The sequence below is a fragment of the Bauldia sp. genome (assembly GCF_020442045.1).
Lineage (GTDB): Bacteria > Pseudomonadota > Alphaproteobacteria > Rhizobiales > Kaistiaceae > Bauldia.
In genome coordinates, this window is sequence record NZ_JAGRLA010000070.1 from 1 (window position 1) to 12,270 (window position 12,270).

The following is a 12,270-nucleotide window of genomic DNA, read 5'->3' on the forward strand; positions in this document are numbered from 1 at the left end:
CACGCCGGTGAGCGGATCGCCGGCCCGGTCGCGGCGCGGGTGCTACGGGTCGTCGACGGCGACACGCTGATCGTCGAGGCGGCGATCTGGATCGGCCAGCGGATCGTCGTCAATGCACGAATCCGCGGCATCGACGCGCCGGAGCTTCGCGGCCACTGCCGACGCGAGAAGGCCATGGCAAGGGCCGCGCGGGATACCCTCTCCCGAATCGCCGAAACCGGGGGCGTCACCCTGACCGACATCGAGAATGACAAATACGGGGGCCGCGTGGTCGCCGATGTCGCGACCGACGACGGCGTCGATCTCGGCAAGCATATGCGCGCCTCCGGCCTCGCCCGCGCCTATGACGGCGGTGCGCGGGGCGGCTGGTGCGATCTCGCCGGACTGGGCGGCTGACGGAAGATCGGCGCGACCGGGCGCTTGACGCGGCACCGCATCGGCATATGTTCAGCCCCGGTGATACGGGGTGCTCGTCCGGCAGGACGGGCTGAGAAGATACCCGCCGAACCTGATCTGGATAATGCCAGCGCAGGGAGCCGTCACCACCGGCATCCGGGAAGAACGCCCCGCCAGCGCCGGCCAGGGCTTCCGCGCGACAAAGCGAGGAATGCCGTGGAACGACCCGACCTGACATCCGCCATCGACCGCCTGCGCAGCCGCGGGCCGCTGGTCCACAACATCACCAACTATGTCGTCATGAACTCGACGGCGAATGCGCTGCTTGCCGCCGGCGCGTCGCCGGCCATGGTCCATGCGCTCGACGAGGTCGCCGACTTCGCGCCGATCGCCCAAGCACTGGTGATCAACATCGGAACGCTTTCCGCGCCCTGGGTCGCCGCGATGGAGAAGGCCGCGGAGGCCGCCAACGCCGCCGGGGTGCCGTGGATCCTCGATCCGGTCGCGGCCGGCGCGACCGCCTACCGGACCGAGACCGCGACCCGCCTGGCGGCAATGGGGCCGGCAGTGATCCGCGGCAATGCCTCGGAGATCATGTCGCTGGCCGGCGAGGCCGGCGGCGCCCGCGGCGTCGACAGCACCAAGGGCTCGGAGGCGGCGCAGGACGCGGCGCGGCGGCTGGCGAAGCGAACCGGCGCCGTCGTCGCGGTCACCGGCGCGGTCGACTACGTCACCGATGGCGAGCGGATGGTGGGGCTCGCCAACGGCGACCCGATGCTCGCCCGGGTCACCGGCACCGGCTGCATGGCGACCGCGATCATCGGCGCCTGTCTCGGCGCCGGGCTCGCGCCCTTCGACGCCGCCGTCGCCGGACTGACCATGCTCGGCGTCGCCGCCGAAACGGCGATCCGCCATGCCAACGGCCCGGCATCCTTCCAGGTCGGCCTGATCGACGCGCTCCACCGGCTCGACGATGCCGCGCTCGTGGCTGGCGTGCGTTGGGCATGAGGCGGCTCCCCGACCTGACGCTGATGCTCGTCACCGACGCCGGCATGATGGCCCGGCGTGGTGTGATCGACACGGTGATGGCGGCGGTCGCCGGCGGTGTCACCGCGGTCCAGCTTCGCGACAAGACGGCAAGCGACGAGGCGATGATCAGGCTCGCCCGCGACCTCAGGCGCCGCCTCGCGCCACAGGGCATCCCGCTCTTCGTCAACGACCGGACGGCGGTCGCCATCGCCGCCGAGGCCGACGGCCTGCATATCGGCCAGGGCGACGGCGACCCGCGCGCGGCCCGCGCCCGGATCGGCGAAACGATGCTGCTCGGCCTGTCGGTGACCGGCGAGGCGGACATCGCCACCGTCGACCCGGCGATCGTCGATTATGTCGGGCTCGGCCCGATCTTCGCCTCGGCGACCAAGGCCGACGCGACGCCGGCCCTCGGGCTCGAGGCGACCCGCGCGGTCGGCGCCCGGCTGCCGCTGCCCTGGGTCGCGATCGGCGGCATCGATGCCGGCAACGCGCCGGCGATCATGGCCACCGGCGCGGCCGGGCTCGCCGTCGTTTCGGCGATCGCCGCGGCGGACGATCCCGAACAGGCCGCATCGGCGCTGAAGTCAGCGATGGCGGGAGCATACGCAGCATGATCGCCAACGTCCTATCGATCGCCGGCACCGACCCGTCCGGCGGCGCCGGCATCATGGCCGACCTCAAGACCTTCGGCGCGCTCGGTGCCTATGGCATGGCCGCGATCACCGCGGTGGTCGCGCAGAACACCCGGGGGGTGACCGGCTTCCGGGTCGTCGAGCCGGACGTCCTCACCGCCCAGATCGACGCGGTGTTCGACGACGTCAGGGTCGACGCGGTGAAGATCGGCATGGTCGCGACCGCCGAAATCGCCACCGCGATCGCCGACGCGCTCACCCGCCACGGGGCGAAGCATGTCGTGCTCGATCCGGTGATGGTCGCCAAGAGCGGCGACCGGCTGCTTGCCGCGGAGGCGGTGGCGGCGGTGCGCGACCGGCTGCTGCCGCTCGCCGAGATCATCACGCCGAACCTGCCGGAGGCGGCCGACCTGCTCGGCACGGAGGAGCCATCCGGCCTTGCCGCCGCGATCGAGGTGGCGGGCGAACTGAAAGCGCTCGGTCCCGCCTCGGTGCTGCTCAAGGGCGGCCATGGCGGCGGCCCGGACAGCACCGACATCTATTTCGACGGCGACACGCTGGAGACCTTCACCGCGCCGCGGATCACGACGAAGAACACCCACGGCACCGGCTGCACCCTGTCGGCGGCGCTGGCGGCGCTGCTGCCGACCATGCCGAGGCTCGCGGCGATCGCCCGCGCCAAGGACTACGTGACCGGCGCGATCGCGGCCAGCGACCGCCTCAGCGTCGGCCACGGCCACGGGCCGCTGAATCATTTCCACGAGGTTTGGCCGGCCGAATAGGCGGCCGGGGCTGTCAGGTCAGCCGCCCTTGCCGGCCATCATGGCATTCATCGGCTGCCAGTACATCTGGTGCCAGCCGCCTTCCAGCATCGCCTCGGCGCCATCGGGGTAGCCGGCCTGATCGAAAACCACCTTCGTTGCCTTGCCGTCCGGCACCAGCTCGAATTTGACGACGGAATGGACGCCCTCCGGCCAGGCCTGCGCCCGCCATGCCTGCACGACGCGCTTGCCCGGCACGAGCTCGATGTTGAGGGCGCGGATATCCCCGCCGAACAGCGAGGCGGCGCCACCGACCTCGGCCGATATCTCCGCGGCACGGCCGCCGGTCATCCGGGTGAAGTCGGCGGATGAGGTCAGAATGCCGAAGACCTCGGCCGGGCTGGCGTCGATGGTGACTTCCTGATGGATGCTCACAGGTCTCTCTCCCGTTTGACTTGGCCGCACCGGGCCGCTATCTCGTCAACCAACTGGTTGACTACTGGCTTCCTAAGGCACGGCACCGAGCCTGTCAACCGATTGGTTGAGGGATTATGACCGGCATCGACGAAGACGACCGCCTCGACGACGTGTTCCACGCCCTCGCCAACCGGACGCGGCGGGCGCTGCTGCGGACGCTTGCCGCCGGCCCGGCGCGGGTGACCGAACTCGCCGCTCCGCACGACATGTCGATCAACGCGGTCTCCAAGCACCTCTTCGTCCTCGAGCGCGCGGGCCTGATCCGGCGGACGAGCGAGGGCCATGTCCAGTCCTGCCTTCTCGACGCCGGGCCGCTGGCCGATGCCGACGCCTGGATCGCCACCTATCGCGACTTCTGGAGCGGCAGGATCGACCGGCTCGCCGCCTTCGTCGAGAAAGGAAGACGCTGACATGCTGCCGACGGAACTGACCCTCAGCCGCGTCATCCGCGCGCCGCGCGAGGCGGTCTTCGCCGCATGGACGGACCCGGAACAGCTGAAGCAATGGTGGGGCCCGGGGCCGGTCACCTGCCCCGAAGCCCAAGTCGACCTCCGCGAGGGCGGCAGCTATCGGATCGCGAATCTCGAGGCGGACGGCTCGATCACCTGGATATCCGGCAACTTCGAGCGGGTCCGGGCGCCCGAGGAGCTGGTCTATACCTGGAACGTCAGCATCCTGCCGCCCGGCCCGACGCTGGTCACCGTGCGGTTCCTGCCGCATGCCGAGGGAACCGAGCTGGTGCTCCTCCACGAGCGCTTCACCGACGCCGCGGTCCGCGACATGCACGGAGAAGGATGGGGCGGCTGCATCGACAAGCTCGAGGCGATGCTGGCCGGGTAGGGATTGCCCGCCCCTACTCCTCGTAGACCATCAGGAGGTCCTTGGCGTCGATCTGGCTGCCGGCATGGACCAGCACCTCGCCGACGATGCCGTCGCGCTCGGCGTGGAGGGCGGTTTCCATCTTCATCGCCTCGATCGACAACAGCACGTCGCCGGCCTTGACCTTCTGGCCGGTGGCGACGGCGAGCGTCGAGATGACGCCGGGCATCGGGGCCGCGACATGCAGCGCATTCCCCTCCTCCGCCTTGCGGCGGACGACCACCTCGCCGGCCATGCGGTTCGGCACCTTGGCGACGCGCGGCTGGCCGTTCATCTCGAAGAAGACGCGGACGAAACCGTCGTCGTCGGCCTCGCCGATCGCTTGATTGCGGATGACCAGGGTCTTGCCGCGCTCGATCTCGACGAGGATCTCCTCGCCGACCGGCAGGCCGTAGAAATAGACCGGCGTCGGCAGCACCGAGACCGGGCCATAGGTATCGGCGGCCGCGGCGAATTCGGTGAAGACCTTCGGATACATGAGGTAGGAGGCGAGCTCCCGGTCCTCGACCGGACGGCCGATCTTCTCCACGACCGCCTGGCGCTCGGCGTCGAGGTCGGCCGGCGGGATCAGCGAGCCGGGACGGACGACGATCGGCTCCGTCTCCTTCAGCACCTTCTTCTGGATCGCCTCCGGCCATCCGCCGGGCGGCTGGCCGAGGTCGCCATGCATCATCTGGACGACGGAGTCCGGGAAGGCGATGTCCTTGGCCGGGTCGGCGACGTCCTCGACGGTGATGTCGCCGGCGACCATCATCAAGGCGAGGTCGCCGACCACCTTGGACGACGGCGTGACCTTGACGATATCGCCGAACAGCATGTTGACTTGCGAATAGGTGCGCGCGACCTCGTGCCACCGCGCCTCGAGGCCGAGCGAGCGCGCCTGTTCCTTGAGGTTGGTGAACTGGCCGCCCGGCATCTCGTGCAGATAGACCTCCGAGGCGCCGAAGCGGAGGTCGGATTCGAAGGCGCGATACTGGGCGCGGACCGCCTCGAAATAGAAGGAAATCTGGCGGACCGCCGAGACGTCGAGGCCGGTCGCCCGGTCGGTGTCGTCCAACGCCTCGACCAGCGAGCCGAGGCAGGGCTGCGAGGTGAGGCCCGACATCGAGTCGATCGCCGCGTCGAAGGCATCGACCCCGGCTTCCACCGCCGCGACCACCGAGGCGGCGGCGACGCCGGAGGTGTCGTGGGTGTGGAAATGGATCGGCAGGTCGGTCGCCTCGCGGAGCGCCTTGACGAGCTTCGTCGCGGCGACCGGCTTGAGGAGGCCCGCCATGTCCTTGATGCCGATGATATGGGCGCCGGCGGCTTCGAGCTGCCTGGCGAGGTCGACATAGTATTTGAGGCTGTATTTCGCCCGGTCGGGATCGAGGATGTCGCCGGTGTAGCAGAGCGCGCCCTCGCAGAGCTTGCCGGCCTCGCGAACCGCGTCCATCGACACCCGCATATTCTCGACCCAGTTGAGGCAGTCGAAGACGCGGAAGAGATCGACGCCGGACGCGGCCGCCTCCCTGACGAAGAAGCGGACCGCGTTGTCCGGATAGTTGGTATAGCCGACGCCGTTGGCGCCGCGCAGCAGCGCCTGGAGCAGTATGTTCGGCGTCCGCTCGCGGATCAGCGCCAGCCGCTCCCAGGGGTCCTCGGTCAGGAAGCGCATGGCGACGTCGAAGGTGGCGCCGCCCCAGCATTCGAGCGACAGGAGACCCGGCAGGGCCCGCGCGTAGGAATCGGCGACGGCGGCGAGATCGAAGGTCCGCATCCGGGTGGCAAGCAGCGACTGATGGGCGTCGCGCATGGTGGTGTCGGTGACCAGCGCACGGGCTTCGCCCCGCATCCATTGGGCGAAGGCTTCCGGACCGTCGCGGTCGAGCCGCTGCTTGGTGCCGGCGGCCGGCGCGACGTCGAAGAGCGGCGGCGGCACGACCAGCCCTTCCTCCGGCGGACGCGTCCGGTCGCGGGTATCGGGATGGCCGTTGACCGTCACGTCGGCGATGTAGGTGAGAAGCTTGGTGGCGCGATCGCGGCGCTTGACCGCCTCGAACAGCTCGGGCGTCTCGTCGATGAAGCGGGTGGTGTAGCTGGCGTCGCGGAATTTCGGATGGCCGATGATGTTTTCGAGGAAGGTCAGGTTGGTCGCGACGCCGCGGATCCGGAATTCGCGAAGCGCGCGATCCATGCGGGCGATCGCTTCCCTGGCGGTCGGCGCCCAGGCGGTCACCTTTTCGAGCAGCGGGTCGTAGAACCGGGTAATCACCGCGCCGGAATAGGCGGTGCCGCCATCGAGGCGGATACCGAAGCCGGTCGCGCCCCGATAGGCGGTGATCCGCCCGTAGTCGGGGATGAAGTTCTGCTCCGGGTCCTCGGTGGTGATCCGGCACTGGAGGGCGTTGCCGTTCAACCGGATGTCGCCCTGGCGCGGCACGCCGCAATCGGGCGCGCCGATCGCGGCGCCACCGGCGATACGGATCTGCGCCTTGACGATGTCGATGCCGGTCACCTCCTCGGTGACGGTGTGCTCGACCTGGATGCGCGGATTGACCTCGATGAAATAGAAGGCGCCGCTATCGGCATCCATCAGGAACTCGACGGTACCCGCGCCGGCATATCGGGCGGCATGGGCGATCGAGACCGCATAGCCGGCGAGCTCCTGCCGCTTCTCCTCGTCGAGATACGGCGCCGGCGCGCGTTCCACCACCTTCTGGTGGCGCCGCTGCACGGTGCAGTCGCGCTCGTAGAGATGGACGATCGAACCATGGAGATCGGCTAGGATCTGGACCTCGACGTGGCGCGCCCGCTCGACCAGCTTCTCCAGGTAGACCTCATCCTTGCCGAAGGCGGCCCTGGCCTCGCGCCGCGCGGCGTCGATATCGTTGAGCAGCGTCTCTCTGTCGGGAATGACGCGCATGCCGCGGCCGCCGCCGCCCCAGGACGCCTTCAGCATCAGCGGGTAGCCGATGCCGGCCGCGATTTCCTCGATCGCGGCCTTGTCGTCGGGCAGCGGATCGCTTGCCGGCATCACCGGGACACCGACGGAAACCGCCAGCTCCCGCGCCGACACCTTGTCGCCGAGGCGGCGCATGGTGTCCGGCGACGGGCCGATGAAGGTGAGTCCGGCGGCGGCGCAGGCCTCGGCGAATTCCGGGCTCTCCGAAAGCAGGCCATAGCCGGGATGGATGGCATCCGCCTTCGATTCCCGCGCGACCCGGATGATCTCGGGGATCGACAGATAGGCTTCGATCGGCCCGAGGCCCCTGCCGATCTGATAGGCCTCGTCGGCCTTGAAGCGGTGGAGCGCGAGCTTGTCCTCCTCGGCGAAGACCGCGACCGTCTTCATGCCGAGCTCGTTGGCGGCCCGGAAGACACGGATCGCGATTTCCGAGCGGTTGGCGACGAGGATTTTGTTGATCTGCACGGCTTGCCCCGGAGTCGTTCACAACATTCGGCCGAATTCAGCCGGCTTGATACGATTGTGCGCCTGCGAACGCAATTTGTGCAAGTGCGAAGCGGCCTGGGGAACCGGCCCGCAATGCGGCACGGTTGTCCAGGGCGGCCCCAAACATGCTAAGGAACTGGCGGAATTCGGAGGAGAGTCGCCGATATGCCGGAGATCATCGTCTATGCCGCCGAGGGACGCTCGGCGGAGCAGAAGAAAAGCCTGATGAAGGACCTCACCGACGCGATGGTGAAGAATTTCGGCGTGCCGGCCGAGGTCGTGACGGTGCAGATCGTCGAGGCCCCCAAGGCCAACAAGGCCAAGGGCGGCATCCCCTTCAGCGAGCGATAGCGGGAGCAGGTTCCGATGATCACCGTCTTCGGCTCCATCAATGTCGATCTCGTCTGCCAGGTGGCCAAGTCGCCGATGCCCGGCGAGACGGTCATGGGATCCGACTACCAGCTCATTCCCGGCGGCAAGGGCGCCAACCAGGCGCTCGCCGCCCGCCGCGCCGGCGCCGAAGTGAAGCTCGTCGGCGCAATCGGCGACGACGACATGGCCAGGGCGGCGCTGACCGAGCTCGAACCGGCCGGCGTCGACCTCGCCTCCGTCGCCACGCGCCATGGCACCAGCGGCATCGCCATCATCACCGTCGACGAGAAGGGCGAGAACACCATCGTCGTCTCGCCGGGCGCCAATGCCTCGGCCGAGGCCGGCCAGGTCGCACCCGACGCGCTCTCGGCCGGCGACACCCTGCTCCTCCAGATGGAGGTGCCCTTCGCGGAGAGCATGAAGGTGGCGACGCGGGCGAGCGCAGCCGGCGCCAGGGTCGTGCTTTCGGTCGCGCCCTTCACGCCGCTGACCCCGACCGAGCTCGCACCGACCTCCATCGTCGTCGTCAACGAGCATGAGGCAGCCGACTTCGCCCGCTATTTCGGGCTCGCCGCACGCGGCAACCAGGCGGTGGTGACGGCTCTCGCCCGCCGGCTCGACCGGACGGTGATCGCGACGCTCGGGCCGGAAGGCGCGGTCGCCAGCGGGCCGGAGGGACTGATCAAGGTGCCGGCGATTCCGGTGACGCCGGTCGATACCACCGGCGCCGGCGACACCTTCGCCGGCGTGCTCGCCGCCTATCTCGACGAGGGCGCCGACCTCCGGACGGCAATGGCGAAGGCGGCCGTCGCCGGCTCGCTCGCCTGCACGAAACACGGCGCCCAGCCGAGCTTCCCGACCCGCGCGGAGATCGAGGCGGCGGGCGGGTGACGGCCAGACCTTCTGAATCTTTGCGGACTCCCTATCGACTGGACTAAAATGTCAGCCGGGCGCCCCGGAGGACGCCTGCCCTCAGAGAAAGAACCATCATGGTAACGCCCCCCGACGACTCGACTATTGTGCCGATGAACCAGATGTCCGAACGCGCCAAGACGCCCCGCGTCCTGAGGCTGCATGGAGACGACAACCTCGTGGTGTCGGTCGACCCGGTCCTGCCGGGGGCCGTCGCCGAGGGCGTCACCGCGATCTCGCGCGTTCCCAAGGGCCACAAGATGGCGGTGGTCGACATCGCCGAGGGCGCGCCGGTGCTGAAATTCGGCCAGATCATCGGCTTCGCCACCGCGCCGATCCGCGCCGGCGAGCACATCCACAGCCACAATTGCGCGGTGAAGGTCTTCGAGCGCGACTACAAGTTCGCCGAGGCCGCGGTCGAGGAGACAATCCTGCCGATCGAGCAGCGGCGGACCTTCGAGGGCTACAAGCGGGCGAGCGGCCGGGTCGGCACCCGCAACTATGTCGGCGTGCTGACCAGCGTGAACTGCTCGGCCTCGGTCGCCCGCTTCATCGCCGAGGCGGTCAATCGCTCCGGCGTCCTCGACGACTATCCCGAGGTCGACGGCGTCGTGCCCTTCGTCCACGGCACCGGCTGCGGCATGGCCGGCCAGGGCTCGGAAGGCTTCGCCACGCTGCAGCGCACCGAATGGGGCTATGCCAAGCACCCGAATATCGGCGGCGCGCTGCTGGTCGGGCTCGGCTGCGAGGTGATGCAGATTCCCGGCCTGATGGAGGACCACCGCATCGAGGAGGGCGAGACCTTCCGCACCATGACCATCCAGGCCACCGGCGGCACCCGCAAGACGATCGAGCGCGGCGTCGAGATGATCCGCGAGATGCTGCCGACCGTCGCCGCGGTGAAGCGCGAGACGGTGCCGGTATCGGAGCTGATGGTGGCGCTGCAATGCGGCGGCTCGGACGGCTATTCCGGCATCACCGCCAATCCGGCGCTCGGCCTCGCCACCGACATGCTGGTCGCCCAGGGCGGCACCGGCGTGCTTGCCGAGACACCCGAGATCTACGGCGCCGAGCATCTCCTCACCCGCCGCGCCGCGACCCGCGAGATCGGCGAGAAGCTGGTCGAGCGGATCAAGTGGTGGGAGGACTACACGGCCAGGAACGGCGGCGAGATGGACAACAACCCCTCGCCCGGCAACAAGGCCGGCGGGCTGACGACCATCCTCGAGAAGTCGCTCGGCGCGGCCGCCAAGGGCGGTACGACGACGTTGCGCGGCGTCTACCTCTACGGCGAACCGGTCACCGAACGCGGCTTCGTCTTCATGGATTCGCCCGGCTACGACCCCGCCTCCGTCACCGGCCAGGTGGCGTCCGGCTGCAACCTCGTCGTCTTCACCACCGGCCGCGGCTCGGCCTTCGGCTTCAAGCCGTCGCCGTCGATCAAGCTCGCCACCAACAGCGACACCTATCAGCGCCAGGAAGAGGACATGGACATCAACTGCGGCGACATCCTCGACGGCGTGCCGATCGAGGAGAAGGCGCGGCAGATCTTCGAGGAGATGATCGTTGTCGCCTCCGGCAAGAAGTCCAAGTCCGAGGAATTCGGCTACGGCGACAACGAGTTCGTGCCGTGGCAGATCGGCGCGGTGATGTAGGCGCGGGCAGCCGCCTCGCATCCGACGATCCGGGGCGGCGCCACGCGCCAAGACCGGCGGCCGGCGCCGCCCTTCCCTTTTTTCGATCTTTTGGCTTAAATCCGACGCGTCCGGTTACGGAGAGGCGCTCGGCATGGCTTCGGATGGCGGGGAATTCCAGGACGAGCAGCCCCGCTTCGCGCCCTTCTCCTACGAGCCGCTGGAAGCAGACGCCCCGTTCCTCAAGGCGCTTTACTACCTCAGCAAGAACCCGATCGAGCTGCTGACCCGCGAGCTCTACGAGAACGCGGTCTCGGAGAAGACCTTCCTCGGCCGGCGCGCCTTCTTCCTCAACGAGCCGGAGCTGACGAAATACTTCTTCGTCGACCGGAGCGACGTCTACACCATCGATCCGGTCAGGAAATTGCTGCTCAAGCCCGGTTTCGGCTCGGGCCTCGCCAGCATCGACGGCGCCGCCTGGGAGGAAAACCGCGCCCTGACCCGGCGCTATTTCAAGTCCGACCGCCTCGCCGGATATGCCGGAACGTTCCTGAAGAGCGCCGAGGATGCCTGCCGCGAGATCGGGCGCGAGGCGGAGATCGACCTGCAACGCTTCCTCTCCCGGATCGGCCTGAGGAGCGCGATCGCCTGCCTCTTCTCGTCGGAGGCGCCGTTCGGCATCGACCGCAGCGTCGAGGCCTTCAACGACGTCATGAAGTATCACATGACCGTCGACGCGGCGGATGTATTCCTCCTGCCGCATTTCGTGCCGCGCTTCTGGAAACGCAACGCCGCCCGGCCGCTCCGCACCTGTCACCGGATCGCCAGGGCGGTCGTCGATGCCCGCATCGCCGCGATGCGGGACGGCGGCGCGGTGCCGGACGACCTGCTCTCGGCCTATTTCGCCAAATGGGTCTCCGGGGACAAGCCGACGCCGGCGGAGCGACAACATATCCAGGACAATGTCGGCACCATGCTGGGGGCGGGCTTCGAGACGACCTCGCTGACGATGACGTGGACGCTCTATTTCCTGCTCAGATGCCCGACGGCGGGCGCGAAGGTGGACGAGGAGATCGCCGCCGCGCCCCATCGCGGCCAGCCGCTGACCCAATGGACGAAGGCCCTCCCCTATACGACGGCGGCGCTGATGGAGGCGCTCCGGGTCTATCCGATCCTGCCGGCGATCGTCCGCTACGCCACGCAAGAGGATGGCGCGGGCCTGCCCGAGGCGCATATCAAGCCCGGCGACTTCATCGTCGCCAACCTGTGGACCCAGCACCGCGACGAGACCCGGTGGGCGGACGCCCGGACGTTCAGGCCGGAGCGGTTTCTCGACCGGACGGATGCGGTGATCCGCCAGGGCGGCTACTACCCGTTCGGCATCGGGCCGCGGGGCTGCATCGGCGCGCAATTCGCAATGATCGAAGCGGTCATCGTCCTGACGACGCTGCTCGAGACATTCGAGATGAAATTGCTCGCCTCCGACGAGGTGAGACCCCAGTGGCGCGGAACATTGCGGCCGGACCGCCCGATTCCGGTCAGGCTGCGGCGGCGCGCCATCCACTGAAGCGGAGGCTTCCGGCCGCCGGATTTCCCGTGGCCCGGGCAACCGATCTGTGGTTAGAATTGGGCCTCCATAGGTTGCCTGTTCCGCATCCTCGCGGGAAAATTGCCGTCCCGACACATGAATACCGCCGAAGCCAGCGAGCCGGGCGCCCCGGCCCAGATCACCGCCGTCGCGG

Annotated in this window: 12 protein-coding genes and 1 riboswitch; of the genes, 10 read left to right on the forward strand and 2 right to left on the reverse strand. The window is 68.8% G+C overall.

Annotated elements, in window-relative coordinates; translation table 11 throughout:
* From KDJ86_RS08035 to thiD, 4 genes are all read left to right on the forward strand, one after another.
* Window positions 1-396 (forward strand): thermonuclease family protein (locus tag KDJ86_RS08035; RefSeq protein WP_291744600.1); only part of this gene is annotated, 396 nt, incomplete at its 5' end.
* 66 nt (window positions 397-462) lie between these two features.
* Window positions 463-535: riboswitch (TPP riboswitch) on the forward strand.
* Between the two features lie 77 nt (window positions 536-612).
* On the forward strand, window positions 613-1,404 hold the full coding sequence (gene thiM / locus KDJ86_RS08040; RefSeq protein ID WP_291744601.1) for a hydroxyethylthiazole kinase: 792 nt from the start codon (window positions 613-615) through the stop codon (window positions 1,402-1,404).
* A complete protein-coding gene (gene thiE / locus KDJ86_RS08045) occupies window positions 1,401-2,042 on the forward strand; it encodes a thiamine phosphate synthase (protein ID WP_291744602.1) in 642 nt (213 codons plus the stop codon). Before thiM ends, thiE begins: the two co-directional genes overlap by 4 nt.
* Window positions 2,039-2,842, forward strand: coding sequence for a bifunctional hydroxymethylpyrimidine kinase/phosphomethylpyrimidine kinase (thiD, locus tag KDJ86_RS08050; protein ID WP_291744603.1), 804 nt, complete (start codon window positions 2,039-2,041; stop codon window positions 2,840-2,842). The genes thiE and thiD overlap by 4 nt, the downstream gene beginning before the upstream one ends.
* A gap of 18 nt (window positions 2,843-2,860) precedes the next feature.
* On the opposite strand, the gene KDJ86_RS08055 is transcribed toward thiD, so the two are convergent.
* The gene (locus KDJ86_RS08055) at window positions 2,861-3,256 is read right to left on the reverse strand and encodes an SRPBCC domain-containing protein (protein WP_291744604.1); all 396 of its coding nucleotides are present in this window, start codon (window positions 3,254-3,256) and stop codon (window positions 2,861-2,863) included.
* A 116-nt stretch (window positions 3,257-3,372) separates the two neighbouring features.
* On the opposite strand from KDJ86_RS08055, the gene KDJ86_RS08060 reads away from it, so the two are divergent.
* Both KDJ86_RS08060 and KDJ86_RS08065 read left to right on the forward strand, forming a co-directional pair.
* On the forward strand, window positions 3,373-3,708 hold the full coding sequence (locus KDJ86_RS08060) for an ArsR/SmtB family transcription factor (RefSeq protein WP_291744605.1): 336 nt from the start codon (window positions 3,373-3,375) through the stop codon (window positions 3,706-3,708).
* Between the two features lies 1 nt (window position 3,709).
* Entirely contained in the window at window positions 3,710-4,138 is a 429-nt protein-coding gene (locus KDJ86_RS08065; RefSeq protein ID WP_291744606.1) for an SRPBCC family protein, read from the forward strand.
* 13 nt (window positions 4,139-4,151) lie between these two features.
* Here KDJ86_RS08065 and pyc read toward each other — a convergent pair whose 3' ends face one another.
* Window positions 4,152-7,589, reverse strand: a complete 3,438-nt coding sequence (gene pyc / locus KDJ86_RS08070) for a pyruvate carboxylase (protein ID WP_291744607.1) — start codon at window positions 7,587-7,589, stop codon at window positions 4,152-4,154.
* A 186-nt stretch (window positions 7,590-7,775) separates the two neighbouring features.
* Here pyc and KDJ86_RS08075 point away from each other — a divergent pair, with 186 nt between their 5' ends.
* The 4 genes from KDJ86_RS08075 to KDJ86_RS08090 all read left to right on the forward strand — a co-directional run bounded on the left by KDJ86_RS08075 (window position 7,776) and on the right by KDJ86_RS08090 (window position 12,095).
* Window positions 7,776-7,961, forward strand: coding sequence for a tautomerase family protein (locus KDJ86_RS08075; protein ID WP_367116775.1), 186 nt, complete (start codon window positions 7,776-7,778; stop codon window positions 7,959-7,961).
* A gap of 15 nt (window positions 7,962-7,976) precedes the next feature.
* A complete protein-coding gene (locus KDJ86_RS08080; protein WP_291744608.1) occupies window positions 7,977-8,873 on the forward strand; it encodes a ribokinase in 897 nt (298 codons plus the stop codon).
* 134 nt (window positions 8,874-9,007) lie between these two features.
* On the forward strand, window positions 9,008-10,549 hold the full coding sequence (locus KDJ86_RS08085) for a D-arabinonate dehydratase (protein WP_291744611.1): 1,542 nt from the start codon (window positions 9,008-9,010) through the stop codon (window positions 10,547-10,549).
* 133 nt (window positions 10,550-10,682) lie between these two features.
* Complete coding sequence (locus tag KDJ86_RS08090) at window positions 10,683-12,095, forward strand: cytochrome P450 (protein ID WP_291744609.1); 1,413 nt, start codon at window positions 10,683-10,685, stop codon at window positions 12,093-12,095.
* Window positions 12,096-12,270: the final 175 nt, after the last annotated feature.